Source organism: Pseudomonas shirazica, assembly GCF_015168335.1.
Classification (GTDB): domain Bacteria; phylum Pseudomonadota; class Gammaproteobacteria; order Pseudomonadales; family Pseudomonadaceae; genus Aquipseudomonas; species Aquipseudomonas asiatica.
This window is the reverse complement of sequence record NZ_CP063456.1, coordinates 4,094,769-4,115,673: the sequence shown is the minus strand read 5'-3', so window position 1 is coordinate 4,115,673 and position 20,905 is coordinate 4,094,769. Positions and strand designations below refer to the sequence as shown.

Sequence of the window (20,905 nt, the reverse complement as noted above, 5' to 3'; positions counted from 1 at the left end):
CTCTGCGCAAGAAGCCCGTCGACCATGGCCCAGCCGTCCACCACCTACAAATTCGAACTGAACCTGACCGACCTCGACCGCGGCGTGTACGAAAACGTCCGTCAAACCATTGCCCGCCACCCTTCGGAAACCGAAGAACGCATGGCCGTACGCTTGCTGGCCTACGCCCTCTGGTACAACGAAAACCTGTCGTTCGGCCGTGGCCTGTCCGACGTGGACGAGGCGGCGCTGTGGGAAAAGAGCCTGGACGATCGCATCCTGCACTGGATCGAAGTAGGCCAGCCGGACGCCGACCGACTGACCTGGTGCTCGCGCCGCACCGAGCGTACCAGCCTGCTGGCCTACGGCAGCCTGCGCGTATGGCAGAACAAGGTTGTAGACGCGGTCAAGGGGCTGAAGAACCTGAGCATTGCCGCTGTGCCGCAGGAGGTGCTGGAAACTCTCTCCACCGACATGCCCCGCACCATCAAGTGGGACGTGATGATCAGTGAGGGCACCTTGTTCGTCACCGACGACCGTGGCCAGCACGAAGTGCAGCTGGACTGGCTGCTTGGTGAGCGCGGCTGAAGCACCCCATGCGTATCGAACCTCGCCCGCTGCCGCCGACCCTGCCATTCCTGGGTAACCTGCCACCCTTGCTGACCCGCCTGTACGCCGCGCGCGGCGTGCAGAGCGAGGCCGAGCTGGACAAAAGCCTCGCGCGCCTGCTGCCGTACCAGCAGCTCAAGGGCATCGAGGCCGGCGTGGATCTGCTGGTCGAGGCTATCGACCAGCGCCAGCGCATCCTCATCGTCGGCGACTTCGATGCCGACGGCGCCACTGCCAGTACTGTCGGCGTGCTGGGCCTGCGCCTGCTGGGCGCGGCCCACGTCGACTACCTTGTGCCCAACCGCTTCGAATACGGCTACGGCCTGACCCCGGAAATCGTCGAGGTGGCGCTGCAACGCCAGCCGCAGCTGCTGATCACCGTGGACAACGGCATTTCCAGCGTCGAGGGTGTGGCTGCTGCCAAAGCCGCCGGGCTCAAGGTGCTGGTCACCGACCACCACCTGCCGGGCGCGGAGTTGCCCGACGCCGACGCCATCATCAACCCCAACCAGCCGGGCTGTAGTTTCCCGAGCAAGGCGCTGGCTGGGGTAGGGGTGATCTTCTACGTGCTGATGGCCCTGCGTGCGCGCCTGCGCAGCCTGGGGCGCTACGAAACGCAGCCGCAGCCGAACATCGGCGAATTGCTCGACCTGGTTGCCCTGGGCAGCGTCGCCGACGTGGTGCCATTGGATGCCAACAACCGCATCCTGGTGCACCAGGGCCTCGAACGCATTCGTGCCGGCCGCGCCCGACCGGGGCTGAAGGCCATTCTTGAAGTGGCCCGTCGCGATCACCGGCGTATCACCTCGACCGACCTCGGCTTCATCCTCGGCCCGCGGCTGAACGCTGCCGGGCGCCTGGACGACATGAGCCTGGGCATCGAATGCCTGCTGTGTGAAGACGCGGCCCTGGCCCAGGACATGGCCCAGCAGCTGGACGACCTGAACCAGGACCGCAAGTCCATCGAACAGGGCATGCAGCGCGAGGCCCTGGCCCAGCTCAAGGACCTGCCTGTCGAGTCGATGCCATATGGCCTGTGCCTGTTCGATGCCGACTGGCACCAGGGGGTAATCGGTATTCTGGCTTCGCGCCTGAAGGAGCGTTACCACCGGCCGACCATCGCTTTCGCCGACGCTGGCGAGGGCATGCTCAAAGGGTCGGCGCGTTCGGTGCCGGGGTTCCATATTCGCGATGCGCTGGATGCCGTGGCGGCGCGCCACCCGCAACTGATCAGCAAGTTCGGCGGCCACGCGATGGCGGCGGGGTTGTCTTTGCCCGAGGCCAATTTCCCGGCATTTGCCGAGGCGTTCGATGAAGAAGTGCGACGCCAGCTGCGCGAAGAGGACCTGACCGGTCGGCTGTTGTCCGACGGCAGCCTGGCGGTGGAGGAGTTCCACCTCGACCTGGCCAAGGCCCTGCGCCATGCCGGGCCCTGGGGGCAGCACTTCCCCGAGCCGCTGTTCCATGGCGTGTTCCAGCTAGTGGAGCAACGCGTGGTGGGCGAGCGGCACCTGAAGGTGGTGCTCAAGAGCGAGTGCGGCTCGGTGCGGCTGGACGGCATTGCCTTTGGCATTGACCGCGAAGTGTGGCCGAACCCGACGGTGCGTTGGGTCGAGTTGGCGTACAAGCTGGATGTGAACGAGTTCCGTGGCAACGAAAGTGTGCAGTTGATGATTGCCCACATGGAGCCGCGCTGACTGCAAGTACTGCGGCTTCCGCAACTCTGTAGGTATGGCACAAGGCCTTGATGCCAGGTGAAGATCCCTGTGGGAGCGGGCATGCCCGCGAACACCGGCGAAGCCGGTGCCATCCACTGAGTCGCCTTCTTCGCGGGCACGCCCGCTCGCACAGGGTCAGCGCCGCGCTTGAGGCTTGCACCGTACCTGTAGGAGCGGGCATGCCCGCGAACACCGGCAGAGCCGGTGCCAGCCACCGAGTCGCCTTCTTCGCGGGCACGCCCGCTCCCACATGGCCTGAGCCGGGCTCAAGGCTTGCGCTGTACCTGTGGGCTGGCGAATGGCTGATTGACCGCCTCTCCGATTCCACACGAAGGGTGGCAGTTGTACGCGGTGTGGAATCCAGGCTACGAGTAGACCCGGTAGGCTTTGCGGCCTTCCGCGCACAACTGCCATGACGACAGCTACTCGGTAATTGATCGGGATTCCACCCCCGGCCGCTGAATGCCAGCGACCAGCAAAGGCTAGAGAGTCGGGATTCCAGTAACAATCAGACGCGAGTCGACAGGACTTGTAGGTTATTTCCTCAGCCTAGGCTTCACCAGATCTGGGCCGTAAGGGATATCTGAAACTCTGATCAGACATGGCGCTGGTAACGCAGAGCCGTTCAACCTCTACCAAATCCCATGGAACCTCCCCCCCAACCATTCTGGTCTAGTCTGAAGTTATGACCGGACCTGGGCCAGGGACGTGCAATTGAGTGTCCGGGCCGGATCACCATTGGAGTCCTTGGGAGGTGCCCTCATGAGCCTGCTGCTCGAGCCTTACACCCTGCGTCAGCTGACCCTGCCCAACCGCATCGCCGTTTCGCCGATGTGCCAGTATTCCGCCGTCGATGGCCTGGCCAATGATTGGCACCTTGTCCATTTAGGCAGCCGCGCCGTGGGTGGCGCTGGCCTGGTAATCACTGAAGCCGTGGCGGTGACCGCGGATGGTCGCATCACCGCTGAAGACCTCGGCCTGTGGGACGACGCTCAGATCGCCCCGCTGCAACGCATCACCCGTTTCATCACCGCCCAGGGGAGCGTGCCCGGCATCCAGCTGGCTCACGCCGGGCGCAAGGCCAGCACCTATCGCCCATGGCTGGGCAAGCAAGGCAGCGTCAAGCTCGAGGAGGGCGGCTGGCAACCGGTGGGCCCGTCGAAAATCGCCTTCGACCCGCAACACACGACGCCGCATGAGTTGAACCACAATGAGATTCAGGCTGTGATCGCCGCCTTTGTCGCCTCGACCGAGCGCGCCCTGAAGGCCGGTTTCAAGGTGGTCGAGATCCACGCCGCCCATGGCTACCTGTTGCACCAGTTCCTGTCGCCGCTGAGCAACCAGCGTCGCGACGAGTACGGCAGTTGCTTCGAAAACCGTATCCGCCTGACCCTGGAGGTGGTCGAGGCCGTGCGCAAGGTCTGGCCTGCCGAGTTACCGCTGTTCGTGCGGGTATCGGCGACCGACTGGGTCGAGGACGGCTGGAACCCGGATGAAACCGTCGAACTGGCCCGCCGCCTGCGTGGTTTGGGCGTCGACCTGATCGACGTGTCCTCCGGCGGCACCTCGGTCAACGCCGAAATCCCCACCGGCCCGGGCTACCAGACGCGCTTCGCCGAGCGTGTGCGCAAGGAATCGGAAATCGCCACCGGCACCGTGGGCATGATCACCGAACCGGCCCAGGCCGAGCACATTCTGCGCACTGGCCAGGCCGACATCATCTTCCTCGCCCGCGAACTGCTGCGCGACCCGTACTGGCCGCTGCACGCCGACGACGACCTGGGCGGCAACAAAGCTACCTGGCCGGCGCAATACCAGCGCGCCACCAGCCGGGCCAACCCGATTCACGAGTCGGACCTGCGGGATTGACCTGACCCAAGCATTGCGCGGTCGTTGTAGGAGCGGCCTTGAACGCGAAAGGGCTGCGAAGCGGCCCCAGGTTTCCAGCTCCGCCGCTGATATTGCCGGGGCCGCTTTGCGGCCCTTTCGCGACACAAGGCCGCTCCTACACGGTATTGCACTGCCTTTGAATGCGGTGCGGCATCTGTGGGGCATGCCCGCGAAGAAGGCGACTCGGTGTATGGCACCGGCTTTGCCGGTGTTCGCGGGTGAACCCGCTCCCACAGAGGTCGCGCAAAATCAGGCGTTGATACTTACTCCTGTTCTATTGGCTACTTTGCAGGAAAGCTCCTGGACTGAGGTGCCGGTCTCAGCCCAGGCATTACCCTCAATGTTTGATCATCACATGCCGCACACAGGTGTAGTCCTCCAGCCCATACATCGACATGTCCTTGCCATACCCCGAATGCTTCTGCCCGCCATGGGGCATTTCGCTGACCAGCATGAAGTGGGTGTTCACCCAGGTGCAGCCATACTGCAGGCGCGCCGCCAGGCGGTGGGCGCGGCCGGTGTCGCGGGTCCATACCGATGAGGCCAGGCCGTAGTTGGAGTCGTTGGCCCATTCCAGCGCCTGCGCTTCGTCGTTGAAGCGGGTCACCGACACTACCGGGCCGAACACTTCATTACGCACGATTTCGTCGTCCTGCAGGGCGTCGGCCAGTACGGTCGGTTCGAAGAAGAAACCGTCGCCCTCGATCGCCTTGCCACCGGTCACCAGGCGAATGTGCGGTTGGGCGATGGCCCGTTGCACCAGCCCTGCGACCTTGTCGCGGTGCTGGGCACTGATCAGTGGCCCCAGTTCGGTGTCCTCGGCTTCCTGCAGGCCCGGTTTGAGGCTGGCCACCGCGGCCCCCAGGCGTTCGACGAAACGCTCGTAGATGCCATCCTGCACGTACAGCCGACAGGCGGCGGTGCAGTCCTGGCCGGCGTTATAGAAGCCGAAGGTACGGATGCCGTCGATGGCGGCATCAATGTCGGCATCGTCGAACACCAGCACCGGGGCCTTGCCGCCCAGTTCCATGTGCATGCGTTTCACGCTGTCGGCGGTGGCGCTGATGATGTGAGCACCGGTGGGGATCGAGCCGGTCAGCGACACCATGCGCACCTTGGGGTGGTTGACCAGCGGGTTGCCGACCGTCTGGCCACGGCCGAAGAGGATGTTCAGCACCCCCGGTGGCAGCAGGTCCCGGGTCAGTTCGCCAAGGCGCAGGGCGGTCAGCGGGGTCAGCTCGGAGGGCTTGATCACCACCGTGTTGCCGGCAGCCAGGGCCGGGGCGATCTTCCACGCCAGCATCATCAACGGGTAGTTCCACGGCGCGATCGAGGCCACCACGCCCAGCGGGTCGCGGCGGATCATCGAAGTATGGCCCGGCAGGTACTCGCCAGCTGCCGAGCCGCCCAGGCAGCGCGCCGCACCGGCGAAGTAGCGGAACACGTCGGCAATTGCCGGGATCTCGTCATTCAGCGCAGCGCTCAGCGGCTTGCCGCAGTTCTGCGATTCCAGTCGGGCCAGTTCATCGCCATGGGCTTCGATAGCGTCGGCCAGTGCCAGCAAGGCTTGCGAGCGTTCCTTGGGGCTGGTTTGCGACCAGCTGTCGAAGGCCTGGTCGGCGGCGCGCACGGCGCTGTCCACCTGGGCCTCGCTGGCTTCGTTGATCTGCGCCAGGGCACTGCCCAGCGCCGGATTGAGCACGGTCCAGGCCGGGCCTTCGCCAGCGACCAGTTGGCCATTGATTAGCATCTGCGTTTGCATCGGGGACTCCTCCAGGGTCATTTGCCGCTGCCCGCGACGCTTTCGCCGCCACGGGTCAGGTAATAGGCGCCAAGTATCGGCAGCATGGTCACCAGCATCACCAGCATGGCGACCACGTTGGTCACCGGCACGTCGCGCGGGCGGCTGAGCTGGTTGAGCAGCCAGATCGGCAGGGTGCGTTCGTGGCCGGCAGTGAATGTGGTGACGATGATTTCGTCGAACGACAGGGCAAAGGCCAGCATGCCACCGGCCAGCAGCGCCGAACCGAGGTTGGGCAGGATGATGTAGCGGAAGGTTTGCCAACCGTCGGCACCGAGGTCCATCGAAGCTTCGATCAGGCTCTGCGAAGTGCGCCGCAGGCGGGCGATCACGTTGTTGTAGACGATCACCACGCAGAACGTGGCGTGGCCGACCACGATGGTGAACACGCCGGGCTCGATCCCCAGGCTCTTGAACGCCGAGAGCAGGGCGATGCCGGTAATGATGCCAGGCAGGGCAATAGGCAATATCAGCATCAGCGAAATGCTCTCCTTGCCGAAAAAGCTGCGCCTGTACAGCGCCGCCGAGGCCAGCGTGCCGAGCACCAGGGCGATCAGCGTGGCCAGGCAGGCCACCTGCAGCGACAGCTTTATCGCTTCCAGCACATCGGGCCGGGCAAAGGCCACGGCGAACCACTTCAGGGTTAAGCCCTTGGGCGGGAAGCTGAATGCCGCGTCTTCGGTGTTGAAGGCGTACAGGAAGATGATCAGGATCGGGAAGTGCAGGAACAGCAATCCGCCCCAGGCCGCCAGGCGCAGCCCGGTCGAGGCTTTTTCAGAGTGCATCGAAGGCCCCCAGTCGCTTGACGATGGACAGGTACACCGCGATCAGCACGATCGGCACCAGGGTGAACGCGGCGGCCATCGGCATGTTGCCGATCGCCCCTTGCTGGGCATAGACCATGCTGCCGATGAAATAGCCGGGCGGGCCGATCAGCTGCGGCACGATGAAGTCGCCCAGGGTCAGCGAGAAGGTGAAGATCGAGCCGGCGGCGATGCCCGGGATCGACAGCGGCAGGATCACCTGCACGAAGGTTTGGCCGGGCCTGGCGCCCAGGTCTGCCGAGGCTTGCAGCAGCGACGGCGGCAAGCGTTCCAGCGAGGCCTGGATCGGCAGGATCATGAACGGCAGCCAGATGTACACGAACACCATGAAGCGCCCCAGGTGCGAAGTCGACAGCGTGCTGCCGCCCACGCCCGGCACCGTCAGCACCATTTGCAGCAGGGCATCCAGGTGCAGTTGCTGGGCGAACCACTGGGCCACGCCGCCCTTGGCCAGCAGCAGGGTCCAGGCGTAGGTCTTGACGATGTAGCTGGCCCACATCGGCATCATCACTGCGATGTAGAAAAATGCCTTGGTCTTGCCGCTGGTGTAGCGCGCCATGTAGTAGGCGATGGGGAAGGCCAGCACCGCGCTGGCCAGCGACACCGCCAGCGCCATTCCCAGGGTGCGCAGGATGATGTCGAAGTTCGACGGGTTGAACAGCGCGGCGAAATTGCCCAGGGTCAGGTCCGGGGTCACCGCCATGGTGAAGTCGTCGAAGGTATAGAAGCCTTGCCACAGCAGGTTCAGCAGCGAGCCCAGGTAGATCGCGCCGAACCAGGTCAGCGGTGGGATCAGCAGCAGGGCCAGGTACAGGTTGGGGCGCCGGTACAGCAGGTTGGACAGGCCGCGCAGCGTGCTCATGTCAGCGGCCCTCCGTTTCCTGCAGCACTGTCATGGCTTCACGGGGCCAGTGCGCCTGTACCCGTTGCCCTGTTTGCCATGCCTGTGCCTGTGCCTGCGCCTGCCAGCGGTCGTTGGCCTGGCTCACCGCCAGCAGCTGGCCGCCGTCCAGCTGCAGCTCGTAGCGGGTGGCACTGCCCTGGTACTGGATATCGCGCAGCAGGCCGCTGACCTGGACGTGCTGGCTGGCTGTGGCCGGGTCGCCGAGGCGGATGTGTTCGGGGCGGATGGAGAAGGGCGCCGGGCTGCCATTGAGCAACGTGGCCAGTTCGCCGCGCACAACGTTGGAGGTGCCGACGAATTCGGCGACGAAGGTGGTGGCCGGCTGCATGTACAGGTTGCGCGGGGTGTCGACCTGCTCGATACGGCCGCGGTTGAATACTGCGACGCGATCGGACATCGACAGCGCCTCAGTCTGATCGTGGGTGACGAAGATGAAGGTGATACCCAACTGGCGTTGCAGCTTTTTCAGCTCGCCCTGCATCTGTTCGCGCAACTTCAGGTCCAGCGCGCCAAGCGGCTCGTCCAGCAGCAGTACCCGTGGCCGATTGACCAGCGCGCGGGCCAGGGCCACGCGCTGGCGCTGGCCACCGGACAACTGCGCCGGCTTTCGCGCGCCATAGCCGGCCAGGGCCACCATCGCCAGGGCTTCTTCGGCGCGGCTGTGGCGTTCGGCCTTGGCCACGCCTTTTACCTTCAGGCCGTAGGCGATGTTGTCCAGTACGTTCATGTGCGGGAACAGGGCGTAGTCCTGGAATACGGTGTTGACGTCGCGCTGGTAGGGCGGTACGCCCGCAGCTTCGACACCGTGGATGCGGATCGAACCGCTGGTGGGTTGCTCGAAGCCTGCGATCAGGCGCAGGCAGGTGGTCTTGCCCGAGCCAGAGGGGCCGAGCATGGAGAAGAATTCGCCATCGATGATGTCGATGCTGACCTGGTCGACGGCCTTGACCTCGCCGAAGGTGCGGGAAACCTGGGTGAACTGGACGGCTAGGGGCATAGGCGGTACTCGGTTGTTCTTGTATTGCCAGTGCCGGCCCTATCGCCGGCAAGCCAGCTCCCACAGGTACTGTGCAGGCTTCAAGGCCTATGCGGGCCCTGTGGGAGCCGGCTTGCCGGCGATAGGGCCGGTACAGGTGAAGAAACCCTCAGCGCCCGCCCATGATCGCAATGTAATCCTGGGTCCAGCGGCTATACGGCACGAACTTGCCGCCCTGGGCCTGCGGGGTTTTCCAGAAGGCGATCTTGTCGAAGTTGTCGAAACCGTTGGTCTTGCAGCCCTCGGCCCCCAGCAGCTCGTTGCCGGTGCAGGCCGCCGGCACCGCCGGCAACGAACCGAACCAGGCCGCCACGTCACCTTGTACTTTCGGCTGCAGCGACCAGTCCATCCATTTGTAGGCACAGTTGGGGTGCTTGGCCTCGCTGTGCAGCATGGTGGTGTCGGCCCAGCCGGTCGCGCCTTCTTTGGGAATGGTCGAGGCCACGGGCTGCTTCTCGGCCTTCAGGCCGTTGACCATGTAGCCCCAGGAGCTGGAGGCAACCACGCCTTCGTTTTTCACGTCGCTCATCTGCACCGTGGCGTCATGCCAGTAGCGGTGGATCAGCGGTTGCTGCTGGCGCAGCAGTTCCAGCACGGCCTTGTACTGCGCTTCGCTCAGCTCGTACGGGTCCTGGATGCCCAGCTCCGGTTTGGCCGTCTTCAGGTACAACGCCGCATCGGCGATGTAGATCGGCCCATCGTAGGCCTGCACGCGGCCCTTGTTCGGCTTGCCGTCGGGCAGGTTCTGCGGCTCGAACAGCACACCCCAGGTGGTGGGCGCCTGTTTGAACACGTCGGTGTTGTACAGCAGCACGTTCGGGCCCCATTGGTACGGGGTGCCGTAGACCCGCTTGTCGACCACGTACCAGCCACCGTTCTGCAGCCGTGGGTCGATGTTCTTCCAGTTGGGGATCAAGTCGGTGTTGATCGGCTGTACCCGCTTGCCCGCGATCAGCCGCAGCGAGGCATCGCCCGAGGCGGTGACCAGGTCATAGCCGCCCTTGGTCATCAGGCTGACCATCTCGTCCGAGGTGGCGGCGGTCTTGACGCTGACCTTGCAGCCGGTTTCCTTCTCGAAGCCGGTCACCCAGTCGTAGGCCTTGTCGCTTTCACCGCGCTCGATGTAGCCGGGCCAGGCGACGATGTCCAGGCGGCCCTCGCCGGGCCCCAGGGCCTTGGGCGGTTCGGCAGCCTGCAGGCTGGCGCTGGCCAGCACGGCGCAGGCGGTTGCGCCGAGCAATGCGGTCTTGTGCACTGACATGGTGTTCCCTCTTCTTGGAGATTTTGGTCGGGGCAGTCATCAAGCAAGCCGTGAAGCGAGCGTTATAGGCGTAGTGCGGTTTACGCGCGGTATTGGCGATATCGAGTCTAGTTGGCTTTTTGCCAGCCAATGCAACATCCGGAAGCAAATCCCCCCATGGCGATCGGGCGGGCAGGGCTTAACCTGACGGCTCCCTTGGCCAACGTGGAGACCGTTTGATGAACACCCGGGGATTGCTCGACCAGTTGCTCAAGTCCGGCCAGGACTTGCTCGCCAGCCAGGCCGGCAAGGGCAGCTCTGGCAAGCCAGGCGCCAGTGCCGGCGGCCTTGGCAGCCTGCTTTCCGGTGCCGGTGGCGGCGCCCTGGCGGCGGGCGCCATGGGCTTGCTGCTGGGCAACAAGAAGGCCCGCAAGTATGGCGGCAAGGCCCTTACCTATGGCGGCCTGGCCGCGCTCGGTGTGCTGGCCTACAAGGCCTACGGCAACTGGCAGGCGCGCCAGCAGGTGGCCGCCGCCGAGCCGCAGACCGTCGACCGCCTGCCGCCGGCCCAGGCCGAACTGCACAGCCAGGCGGTGCTGCGGGCGCTGGTGGCGGCGGCTAAGTCAGATGGCCATATCGATGAACGCGAGCGTGCGCTGATCGAGGGTGAATTCACCCGCCTGGACAACGACCGCGAGTTGCAGCACTGGCTGCATGCCGAGCTGAACAAGCCGCTGGACCCGGCCGAAGTGGCCCGTGCCGCGCAAACGCCGGAAATGGCCGCCGAGATGTACCTGGCCAGCGTGATGATGGTCGACCAGGAAAACTTCATGGAGCGCGCCTACCTGGACGAACTGGCCCGCCAGCTGCGCCTGGACCCGGCCCTGCGCCAGGAGCTGGAAAGCCAGGCAAGGCTTGCCGCCGGCCAGTGATGGGGGCTGCGTTGCAGCCCATCGCCGGCAAGCCGGGTCCCACAGGGATCACACATGACCTGAGGTCATGCGGTCGAGGTGGGAGCCTGGCTTGCCGGCGATGGGCCGCACAGCGGCCCCAATGGCGTTGGGCACAAATGACCGGTCTGTCGGCAAGGTTACCTGGTCACCCCACATTTCAGCCGCATGAGCACTGGGCGCCTGGGCTATACTTCGGCGATTTTTCCCGCTCGTTGTGAATTCCTGAGGGCTGAATGTGAAGAACTGGACCTTGCGCCAACGGATCCTGGCAAGTTTCGCCGTGATCATCGCCATCATGCTGCTGATGATCGTGGCCGCCTACTCGCGGTTGGTGACCATCGCATCCGCCGAACAGGCAGTGGGGACCGACAGCATTCCCGGCCTCTACTACAGCTCGATGATCCGCAGTGCCTGGGTCGACGGTTACGTGGCTAGCCAGCAGTTGGTAGGCCTGTCCAACCAGCGTGAATTCACCTCGGCCGATGCGGAACTGTTCAAGAGCTTCCAGGACCGCCTGAAAGAGCACATGGCCAGCTACCAGGGCACCATTCAGGATGATGACGACCAGGCGCGGTTCGACGCCTTCATCCAGATGGAGGTTGCCTACCTCAAGATCATCGAGCAGGTGCTGGAAGCCTATCGAAAGCACGACTATGCCGAAGCCCAGCGGTTGATCACCGATGTGCTGACCCCGGCCTGGGTAGAAGGCCGCAAGCTTCTGAACGAAGTGATCGAGCACAACCGGGCCGCCGCCGACACCGACACCAACGAGATCGTCGGCGCCGTGAGCACCGCCAAGGGCAGCATGATGGTTTCGCTGCTGCTGGCGATCATCGCCGCCGGTATCTGCGGCCTGTTGCTGATGCGCGCCATCACCGCGCCCATGCAACGCATTGTCCATGCCCTCGACAAACTGCGCTCCGGCGACCTGAGCATGCGCCTGAGCCTGGACCGCAAGGACGAGTTCGGCGCCATCGAAAGCGGCTTCAACGAAATGGCCGAGGCCCTGGCCAACCTGGTGGCCCAGGCCCAGCGTTCGTCGGTGCAGGTGACCACCTCGGTGACCGAAATTGCCGCAACCTCCAAGCAACAGCAGGCCACCGCCACCGAAACGGCCGCCACCACCACCGAAATCGGCGCCACCTCGCGGGAAATCGCCGCCACTTCGCGTGACCTGGTGCGCACCATGACCGAAGTTACCTCGGCCGCCGACCAGGCCTCCAGCCTGGCCGGCTCCGGCCAACAGGGCCTGGCACGCATGGAAGAAACCATGCACCAGGTGATGGGTGCCGCCGACCTGGTCAACGCCAAGCTGGGCATCCTCAACGAAAAGGCCAGCAACATCACCCAGATGGTGGTGACCATTGTCAAGGTTGCCGACCAGACCAACCTGCTGTCGCTCAACGCTGCCATCGAAGCGGAAAAGGCCGGCGAGTACGGCCGGGGCTTTGCCGTGGTGGCCACCGAAGTGCGCCGCCTGGCCGACCAGACCGCCGTTGCCACCTACGACATCGAGCAGATGGTGCGCGAGATCCAGTCGGCGGTGTCGGCCGGGGTCATGGGCATGGACAAGTTTTCCGAAGAAGTGCGCCGCGGCATGTTCGAGGTGCAGCAGGTGGGCGAACAGCTCAGCCAGATCATCCACCAGGTGCAGGCCCTGGCGCCGCGCGTGCTGATGGTCAACGAAGGCATGCAGGCCCAGGCCACCGGTGCCGAGCAGATCAACCAGGCGCTGGCCCAGCTCAGCGATGCCAGCACCCAGACAGTCGAGTCGCTGCGCCAGGCCAGTTTCGCCATCGATGAGCTGAGCCAGGTGGCCGCGGGCCTGCGTGGCGGCGTGTCGCGCTTCAAAGTCTGACCGCGATGAACGACTTGCAATCGCGGGCCGCGCGGACGGGCAACGCCAAGGGGGCGTTGTACCTGCAGTTTCGCATTCGGGAGCAACGCTTTGCCCTGAGCGTGCACGAGGTGATCGAGGTGCTGCCGCGTCAGCCGCTGAAACCGATCGCCAAGGCACCTGCCTGGGTCGCAGGCATCCTTGCGCACCGAGGCCTGCTGGTACCGGTGGTCGACCTGGCGGCATTGAGCTTCGGCCAGCCGGCAGCGCAGCGCACCAGTACCCGCCTGGTTCTGGTGCACTACCGAGTCGGCCTGCAGCTTGGCCTGATACTGGAGCAGGCCACCGAAACCCTGCGTTGCCACCCCGACGAGTTCCAGCCGTATGGCGTGGACAGCGGCGAGGCCCCGTACCTGGGCCCGGTGCGTCAGGATGAGCAGGGCTTGTTGCAGCGCATCGAAGTCAACGACCTGCTCCCCGATGCCGTGCACGAGTTGCTGTATGCGGGTGATCCGACAGGGATGCCGACATGAACGAACAGCATTTCTTCCGCTACTTGCGCGAGCGCATAGGCCTGGACGTGGAGTCGGTGGGCGCGCCCATGGTCGAGCGTGCGCTGCGCCAGCGTTGCGTGGCCGTGGACGCCGCGGACCTGGATGATTACTGGCTGCACCTGCAGCAGTCGACGGATGAGCAACAGGCGTTGATCGAAGCGGTCATCGTTCCGGAAACCTGGTTCTTCCGTTACCCCGAATCCTTCACCGCCTTGGCCAGCCTGGCGCACAAGCGCCTGGCCGAGCTGGCCGGGGCGCGCCCGCTGCGCTTGCTCAGCCTGCCTTGCTCGACCGGCGAGGAGCCCTATTCGTTGGCCATGGCCTTGCTCGATGCCGGTATCGCGCCGGGGGCGTTCATGATCGACGGCATGGACATCAGCCCCAGTTCCGTGGCCAAGGCCGGGCAGGCCGTGTACGGGCGCAATGCCTTCCGTGGCAGTAACCTGGGCTTTCGCGAGCGTTACTTCGATGCGCTCGACGAAGGCCACCTCCTGCATGAGCGGGTGCGTGACCAAGTCAGCCTGCAGGTGGGCAACGTACTCGACCCGGCCCTGGCCAGCCGCGATGGCCTGTACGACTTCGTGTTCTGCCGCAACCTGCTGATCTATTTCGACGTGCCGACCCAGCAACGGGTGTTCGAAGTGCTCAAGCGCTTGCTGCATCCACAGGGCGTACTGTTCATCGGCCCCGCCGAAGGCAGCTTGCTGGCGCGGTTGGGCATGCGCCCGCTGGGGATTGCCCAGTCGTTCGCCTACGTGCGCCAGGAGGGCGGTAGCGCTGCGCTGGCTACGCCCCCGGTCCAGCCCTTGCGTCGCACGTCGCCAGCACCTGCCAAGCCAGGCTCTCCGTTACCGAGCGCAGCGTTGCCGCGCCCATTGCGGGTGCTCCCCTTTGCCGCCAAGCCAGCACCGGCGCGCGAGCACAAACGTGAGGATGCAACTGAGTTGCTGGCCAGCATTGCCCGGCTTGCCAACGCCGGTGCCAGCGAGCAGGCCCGTGCCGAATGCCAGCGCTACCTGGGCCAGTTCGCGCCTTCGGCGCAGGTTTACTACTGGCTGGGGCTGCTCAGCGACACCGAAGGCGATGCGCAGCAGGCTCTGACCCACTATCGCAAAGCCCTGTACCTGGAACCGCAGCACTCCGAGGCGCTGGTACACCTGGCTGCCTTGCTGGCAGCCCAGGGTGACCTGGCCGGTGCCCGGCGCCTGCAGGAGCGCGCCGCGCGTGTTGGCCGGGAGTCTGAACGATGAAGGAATCCGCGATGCAATTGCTCGCCGAGGCTGACACGCACGTCGATGACTGCTGGAACCGCATTGGCGTGCACGGCGACAAGCAGTGCCCATTGCTGGAGCGTCATGTTCACTGTCGCAACTGCGAGGTATATGCCGCAGCGGCCACACGCCTGCTCGACCGCTACGCACTTATGCAGGACCACCAGGCCGCCGTGGCTGCGCCGGTGGAGGAAAACACTGGCCGCTCCATGCTGCTGTTCCGCCTTGGCGAAGAATGGCTGGCGCTGCCCACCGCCTGCCTGGCCGAAATTGCCCCGCTGCAGGCGGTGCATTCGCTGCCGCACCAGCGCTCGCGGGTGCTGCAGGGGGTGGCCAACGTACGTGGTGCGCTGGTGCCGTGCCTGTCACTGGCTGACTTGCTGGGTGTGCAGGCCAGCGCTGCCGAGCAACGTGGCGGCCGGGCGATGCCACGCATGCTGATCCTGGCCGCGGAGGGCGGGCCGGTGGTGATGGCGGTCGAGGAAATCGACGGCATTCACCGGCTCGACCCGCTGCTGCTGAACAGCGGGCAGGACGCCTCCCACTTCACCGCAGCGGTCCTGCAATGGCGTGGCCGCAGCGTGCGGGTGCTGGACGATCAACATTTACTGTCTGCCGTGCAGCGGAGCCTGTCATGACCCCAGAGCAAATGCGCGACGCATCGTTGCTCGAACTGTTCAGCCTGGAGGCCGAGGCGCAGACCCAGGTGCTCAGTGCCGGCCTGATGGCGCTGGAGCGTAATCCCACGCAGGCCGACCAGCTTGAGGCTTGCATGCGCGCGGCCCACTCGCTGAAGGGCGCGGCGCGGATCGTCGGAGTGGACGCTGGCGTCAGCGTCGCCCATGTCATGGAGGACTGCCTGGTGGCCGCCCAGGAGGGTCGCCTGCGGCTGAGCGCCGAGCATATCGATGCCCTGTTGCAGGGCACCGACCTGTTGATGCGCATCGCCACGCCTGGCGATGCCGGGGCGCAGGCGACCCTGCCGGTGTTCCTTGCGCAAATGGCCAACCTGCTCGACCCGGGGGCGGCAGCCTTGCCCCCCGCGCCGCCAGCCGTGCCAGCGCTGCCGGAAGCGCCGGCGCAAACCGTGCAAGCCGAACCTTTGCCGCTGCCCGTCGAACCCTTGGAGCCTGAGCCCGAGCCCGAGCTGGCCCCGCGTCGCAAGGCCGGCAAGCGCACCGGCGAAGGTACGGAGCGGGTGCTGCGGGTCACCGCCGACCGCCTCAACAGCCTGCTCGACCTGTCCAGCAAGTCGCTGGTGGAAACCCAGCGGCTCAAGCCTTACCTGGCCACCCTGCAGCGCCTCAAGCGCATGCACGGCCAGGGCATGCAGGCGCTTGATGGCCTGCGCTTGCAACTGGAGGACAGTGGCCAGAGCAGCGAGGTGCTCGAAGCCCTGGCACAGACCCAGCGCCTGCTGGCGGAAACCCAGCAGATCCTGCAGCAGCAGGCTGCCGACCTGGACGAGTTCGGCTGGCAGGCCAGCCAGCGCGCACAACTGCTCTACGACACCGCGCTGGCCTGCCGGATGCGGCCGTTTGCCGATGTGCTGACCGGCCAGAGCCGCATGGTGCGCGACCTTGGTCGTTCGCTGGGCAAGCCGGTGCGGCTGTTGGTGGAAGGGGAAAAGACCCAGGTCGACCGTGATGTGCTGGAAAAGCTCGAGGCACCGTTGACCCACCTGTTGCGCAACGCGGTCGACCACGGCATCGAGCTGCCCGAGCGGCGCCTGCTGGCGGGCAAGGCGGAGGAGGGCGTGATCCGCCTGCGGGCCTCGCACCAGGCCGGTATGCTCAGCCTGGAACTGATCGACGACGGTGCCGGCATCGACCTCGAACGCCTGCGCAGCAGCATTGTCGAGCGCGCCCTGTCGCCCGCTGACACGGTGGCGCGCATGAGCGAGGAAGAGTTGCTGACATTCCTGTTCCTGCCCGGTTTCAGCCTGCGCGACAAAGTCACCGAGGTGTCCGGGCGCGGTGTCGGCCTGGATGCGGTGCAGCACATGATCCGGGAGCTGCGCGGTTCGATAGAGCTGACCCAGCTGGCCGGGCAGGGCTGCCGTTTCCATTTGCAGGTGCCACTGACCTTGTCGGTTGTGCGCAGCCTGGTGGTCGAGGTGGGTGGCGAGGCCTATGCCTTCCCGCTCGCTCATATCGAACGCACGCTCGAAGTAAGTGCCGAAGAGATCGTGCAGATCGAGGGGCGCCAGCATTTCTGGCACGAAGGCCGGCACATAGGCCTGGTCGCGGCCAGCCAACTGCTCAATCGCCCGGCCGGGCAAACGCAGGAGAGCAACCTGCGCGTGGTGGTGATCCGCGAGCGCGAGCAGTTGTACGGGGTAGCCGTGGAGCGACTGGTGGGCGAGCGGGTGCTGGTGGTGATGCCGCTCGACCCACGGCTGGGCAAGGTGCAGGACATCTCTTCCGGCGCCCTGCTCGACGATGGCTCGGTGGTGCTGATCGTCGATGTGGAGGACCTGCTGCGTTCGGTGGAGAAGCTGCTCAGCACCGGCAGCCTGGAACGCATCGACCGCGGCAGCAGCGGCACCCGTGGCGTGGCGCGCCAGCGCATCCTGGTGGTCGATGATTCGCTGACCGTGCGTGAACTGCAGCGCAAGCTGCTCGGCAACCGTGGCTACGACGTGGCCGTTGCGGTGGATGGCATGGACGGCTGGAACGCCTTGCGTGGCGAGGACTTCGACCTGCTGATCACTGATATCGACATGCCGCGCATGGACGGCATCGAGCTGGTCACCCTGGTACGCCGCGACCAGCGCCTGCAATCGCTGCCGGTGATGGTGGTGTCCTACAAGGACCGTGAGGAAGACCGACGGCGGGGCCTGGATGCCGGCGCCGACTACTATTTGGCAAAGGCCAGTTTCCATGACGATGCGTTGCTGGATGCTGTGGTTGAGCTGATCGGAGGTGCTCAGGGATGAAGATCGCCATCGTCAACGACATGCCCATGGCCGTCGAGGCGCTGCGCCGGGCGGTTGCCCTCGAACCGGCGCATCAGGTGGTGTGGGTGGCCAGTAATGGCGCCGAGGCGGTGCAGCGCTGCACCGAGCAGCAGCCAGACCTGATCCTCATGGACCTGATCATGCCGGTCATGGATGGCGTCGAGGCCACCCGGCGGATCATGGCCGAAACCCCTTGCGCCATCGTCATCGTCACGGTCGATCGCAAGCAGAACGTGCACCGGGTATTCGAGGCCATGGGCCACGGCGCCCTCGACGTGGTCGACACGCCGGCGCTGGGGGCGGGCGATCCGCGTGAAGCGGCAGCGCCACTGCTGCGCAAGATCCTCAACATAAGCTGGTTGATTGGTCAGCAGCGCGCACCGGCCGCACGCCCGGTCGCCGCACCCGTGCGGGCGGCGTCACAGCACCGCGGGCTGGTTGCGATCGGTTCGTCCGCTGGCGGCCCGGCGGCCCTCGAAGTACTGCTCAAGGGCCTGCCGGCGGCGTTTCCGGCGGCCATCGTGCTGGTCCAGCATGTGGACCAGGTATTTGCCGCGGGCATGGCAGAATGGCTCAGCAGCGCCGCCGGCTTGCCGGTGCGCCTGGCCCGTGAGGGCGAGCCACCACAGCCGGGGCAGGTATTGCTGGCCGGCACCAATCACCACATCCGCCTGCTACAGAACGGCCAACTGGCCTACACTGCCGAACCTGTCAATGAAATTTACCGGCCCTCGATCGATGTGTTCTTCGAGAGTGTGGCGCGCTATTGGACCGGCGATGCGGTGGGTGTGTTGCTTACCGGCATGGGTCGCGATGGTGCCCAGGGCCTGAAGCTGATGCGCCAGCAGGGTTTCCTGACCATTGCCCAGGACCAGGCCAGCAGTGCGGTGTACGGGATGCCCAAGGCCGCTGCGGCCATCGATGCCGCAGTGGAAATCCGCCCGCTGGAACGCATAGCCGGGCGCTTGATGGAATTTTTCGCAAAATGACGAAGTGTATTGAATCACGCCGCCAGGCCGGCAGTGATCGGGTGAACAGGTATGAATGATTTACCGATCGAAGGTTTCACGACCCCCAACGAGAACTCGGCGATGGTGCTGCTGGTCGACGACCAGGCCATGATCGGCGAGGCGGTGCGGCGTGGCCTGGCCCATGAAGAGAACATCGACTTCCACTTCTGCGCCGACCCGCACCAGGCGGTGGCCCAGGCCGTGCGCATCAAGCCCACGGTGATCCTGCAGGACCTGATCATGCCTGGCCTGGACGGGCTGACCCTGGTGCGTGAATACCGCAACAACCCGGCTACCCAGGATATCCCGATCATCGTCCTGTCGACCAAGGAGGACCCGCTGGTCAAGAGCGCAGCCTTTGCTGCCGGGGCCAACGATTACCTGGTCAAGCTGCCGGACACCATCGAGCTGGTGGCGCGCATCCGCTATCACTCGCGTTCCTACCTTACCCTGTTGCAGCGCGACGAGGCCTACCGCGCTTTGCGTGTCAGCCAGCAGCAACTGCTCGATACCAACCTGATGCTGCAGCGGCTGATGAACTCCGATGGCCTGACCGGGTTGTCCAACCGCCGCCACTTCGACGAGTACCTGGAACTGGAATGGCGCCGGGCCATGCGTGAGCAGCAGCAGTTGTCGCTGCTGATGATCGACGTGGACTACTTCAAGGCCTACAACGACAGCTTTGGCCACCTGGCCGGTGACGAGGCCTTGCGCCAGGTGGCCGAAGCGATCCGCGGCTCGTGCTCGCGGCCGACCGACCTGCCGGCGCGCTATGGTGGCGAGGAATTCGTCCTGGTATTGCCCAACACCTCGCCGGGTGGGGCACGCCTGATGGCCGAGAAGCTGCGCCAGACCGTGCTCGGCCTGGGCATCCCGCACACCGCGCCGGTGCCCGACTCGTATCTGACCGTGAGCATTGGCCTGGCCACCCAGACTCCGTCCATCGGCAGCCATAGCCGGCAACTGATCTCGGCTGCGGACAAAGGCCTGTACCAGGCCAAGAATGGCGGGCGCAACCAGGTTGGCATCGCCTGACAGGGCCTGCACGGTAATTGCAGCCATTCGGCGCCCGGCGGGTCTGCCGCCCTGCGGCGGACTCGGTTATACTCGCAGGCTTTTCACCGAATTCGTGCGAGTAGCCAGCCCATGGAAATCCAACCGATCCTGAACACCATCAAGGACCTCACCGAGCGTTCCCAGTCCATTCGGGGGTATCTTTGACTACGATCACAAGCATGACCGCCTGATCGAAGTCAACCGCGAGCTGGAAGACCCCAACGTCTGGAACAAGCCCGAGTACGCCCAGGCCCTGGGCCGCGAGCGTGCCATGCTGGCGCAGGTCGTCGAGACCCTGGACAAACTGTCCAATGGCCTGTCCGACTGCAAGGACCTGCTCGACATGGCCGTCGAGGAAGAGGATGAAGGCGCCGTAAGCGACGTCGAGACCGAGCTGCAAGCCCTGGAAGAGTCCCTGGCCCTGCTTGAGTTCCGTCGCATGTTCAGCGGCGAGATGGACATGAACAACGCCTACCTGGACATCCAGGCCGGCTCCGGCGGTACCGAGGCGCAGGACTGGGCCAACATCCTGCTGCGCATGTACCTGCGCTGGGCCGACAAGCGTGGTTTCGACGCTACCATCATCGAGCTTTCCGAAGGTGAAGTCGCCGGTATCAAGGGCGCCACCGTGCATATCAAGGGCGAGTACGCCTTCGGCTGGCTGCGCACCGAGATCGGCGTGCACCGCCTGGTGCGCAAGAGCCCGTTCGACTCCGGTGCCCGTCGCCACACCTCGTTCTCGGCGGTGTTCGTGTCGCCCGAGATCGACGACAAGGTCGAGATCGAGATCAACCCGGCCGACCTGCGTATCGACACCTACCGTTCCTCCGGTGCCGGTGGTCAGCACGTGAACACCACCGACTCGGCGGTGCGTATTACCCACGTACCGACCAACACCGTGGTGGCCTGCCAGAACGAACGCTCCCAGCACGCCAACAAGGACACCGCCATGAAAATGCTGCGGGCCAAGTTGTACGAGCTGGAAATGCAGAAGCGCAACGCCGCCTCGCAGGCGCTGGAAGACAGCAAGTCGGACATCGGCTGGGGCCACCAGATCCGCTCCTACGTGCTGGATGACTCGCGTATCAAGGACCTGCGTACCGGTGTCGAGCGCAGCGACTGCCAGAAGGTATTGGACGGCGACCTCGACCAGTACCTGGAAGCGAGCCTCAAGCAAGGGCTGTAAATCGCACACAACCGCCGCGGTACCTGGCCTGGGCCGGTACCGCGTGCCCTGCCCGAAAGGGGCACCGAACACCTGATG

The 20,905-nt window shown here is 65.1% G+C and carries 17 protein-coding genes; 12 read left to right on the top strand and 5 right to left on the bottom strand.

The window, feature by feature from the left end:
• The first annotated feature begins 24 nt into the window (after positions 1–24).
• The 3 genes from IMX18_RS19000 (at position 25) to IMX18_RS18990 (ending at position 4,175) form a co-directional block, all read left to right on the top strand.
• Positions 25–567 carry a YaeQ family protein gene (locus tag IMX18_RS19000; protein ID WP_217190053.1) on the top strand — a complete coding sequence of 181 codons (543 nt, stop codon included), beginning with the start codon at positions 25–27 and terminating at the stop codon, positions 565–567.
• Positions 568–575: 8 nt separating this feature from the next.
• A complete protein-coding gene (gene recJ / locus IMX18_RS18995; RefSeq protein ID WP_015269147.1) occupies positions 576–2,285 on the top strand; it encodes a single-stranded-DNA-specific exonuclease RecJ in 1,710 nt (569 codons plus the stop codon).
• 783 nt (positions 2,286–3,068) lie between these two features.
• Positions 3,069–4,175: an NADH:flavin oxidoreductase/NADH oxidase gene (locus IMX18_RS18990; RefSeq protein ID WP_015269148.1), complete on the top strand. Its 1,107-nt coding sequence runs from the start codon at positions 3,069–3,071 to the stop codon at positions 4,173–4,175.
• A 358-nt stretch (positions 4,176–4,533) separates the two neighbouring features.
• Here the strand turns inward: IMX18_RS18990 and IMX18_RS18985 are convergent, their stop codons facing one another.
• The 5 genes from IMX18_RS18985 to ydcS all read right to left on the bottom strand — a co-directional run bounded on the left by IMX18_RS18985 (position 4,534) and on the right by ydcS (position 10,022).
• Entirely contained in the window at positions 4,534–5,958 is a 1,425-nt protein-coding gene (locus IMX18_RS18985) for a gamma-aminobutyraldehyde dehydrogenase (protein WP_015269149.1), read from the bottom strand.
• A 17-nt stretch (positions 5,959–5,975) separates the two neighbouring features.
• Positions 5,976–6,782 carry an ABC transporter permease gene (locus IMX18_RS18980; RefSeq protein WP_015269150.1) on the bottom strand — a complete coding sequence of 269 codons (807 nt, stop codon included), beginning with the start codon at positions 6,780–6,782 and terminating at the stop codon, positions 5,976–5,978.
• Positions 6,772–7,683, bottom strand: a complete 912-nt coding sequence (locus tag IMX18_RS18975) for an ABC transporter permease (protein WP_015269151.1) — start codon at positions 7,681–7,683, stop codon at positions 6,772–6,774. Before IMX18_RS18975 ends, IMX18_RS18980 begins: the two co-directional genes overlap by 11 nt.
• A gap of 1 nt (position 7,684) precedes the next feature.
• On the bottom strand, positions 7,685–8,722 hold the full coding sequence (locus IMX18_RS18970) for an ABC transporter ATP-binding protein (protein WP_015269152.1): 1,038 nt from the start codon (positions 8,720–8,722) through the stop codon (positions 7,685–7,687).
• Positions 8,723–8,870: 148 nt separating this feature from the next.
• Positions 8,871–10,022, bottom strand: a complete 1,152-nt coding sequence (gene ydcS / locus IMX18_RS18965) for a putative ABC transporter substrate-binding protein YdcS (protein WP_039612798.1) — start codon at positions 10,020–10,022, stop codon at positions 8,871–8,873.
• Positions 10,023–10,240: 218 nt separating this feature from the next.
• Here ydcS and IMX18_RS18960 point away from each other — a divergent pair, with 218 nt between their 5' ends.
• From IMX18_RS18960 to prfB, 9 genes are all read left to right on the top strand, one after another.
• The gene (locus IMX18_RS18960) at positions 10,241–10,933 is read left to right on the top strand and encodes a tellurite resistance TerB family protein (RefSeq protein WP_015269154.1); all 693 of its coding nucleotides are present in this window, start codon (positions 10,241–10,243) and stop codon (positions 10,931–10,933) included.
• A 256-nt stretch (positions 10,934–11,189) separates the two neighbouring features.
• Positions 11,190–12,812, top strand: a complete 1,623-nt coding sequence (locus IMX18_RS18955) for a methyl-accepting chemotaxis protein (protein WP_015269155.1) — start codon at positions 11,190–11,192, stop codon at positions 12,810–12,812.
• 5 nt (positions 12,813–12,817) lie between these two features.
• On the top strand, positions 12,818–13,324 hold the full coding sequence (locus tag IMX18_RS18950; RefSeq protein WP_015269156.1) for a chemotaxis protein CheW: 507 nt from the start codon (positions 12,818–12,820) through the stop codon (positions 13,322–13,324).
• Positions 13,321–14,595 carry a CheR family methyltransferase gene (locus tag IMX18_RS18945; protein ID WP_015269157.1) on the top strand — a complete coding sequence of 425 codons (1,275 nt, stop codon included), beginning with the start codon at positions 13,321–13,323 and terminating at the stop codon, positions 14,593–14,595. Before IMX18_RS18950 ends, IMX18_RS18945 begins: the two co-directional genes overlap by 4 nt.
• Complete coding sequence (locus tag IMX18_RS18940) at positions 14,592–15,254, top strand: chemotaxis protein CheW (protein ID WP_013971213.1); 663 nt, start codon at positions 14,592–14,594, stop codon at positions 15,252–15,254. The genes IMX18_RS18945 and IMX18_RS18940 overlap by 4 nt, the downstream gene beginning before the upstream one ends.
• The gene (locus tag IMX18_RS18935) at positions 15,251–17,554 is read left to right on the top strand and encodes a hybrid sensor histidine kinase/response regulator (protein WP_054573214.1); all 2,304 of its coding nucleotides are present in this window, start codon (positions 15,251–15,253) and stop codon (positions 17,552–17,554) included. Before IMX18_RS18940 ends, IMX18_RS18935 begins: the two co-directional genes overlap by 4 nt.
• Positions 17,551–18,564, top strand: coding sequence for a Wsp signal transduction system protein-glutamate methylesterase WspF (wspF, locus tag IMX18_RS18930; RefSeq protein WP_013971215.1), 1,014 nt, complete (start codon positions 17,551–17,553; stop codon positions 18,562–18,564). Before IMX18_RS18935 ends, wspF begins: the two co-directional genes overlap by 4 nt.
• A 51-nt stretch (positions 18,565–18,615) precedes the next feature.
• Entirely contained in the window at positions 18,616–19,620 is a 1,005-nt protein-coding gene (wspR, locus tag IMX18_RS18925; protein ID WP_015269160.1) for a Wsp signal transduction system regulator diguanylate cyclase WspR, read from the top strand.
• A gap of 111 nt (positions 19,621–19,731) precedes the next feature.
• A protein-coding gene (gene prfB / locus IMX18_RS18920; RefSeq protein ID WP_096009945.1) for a peptide chain release factor 2 occupies positions 19,732–20,827 on the top strand; the annotation gives its coding sequence in 2 pieces (ribosomal slippage) (positions 19,732–19,803 and positions 19,805–20,827; 1,095 coding nt in all).
• The last annotated feature ends 78 nt before the right edge of the window (positions 20,828–20,905 follow it).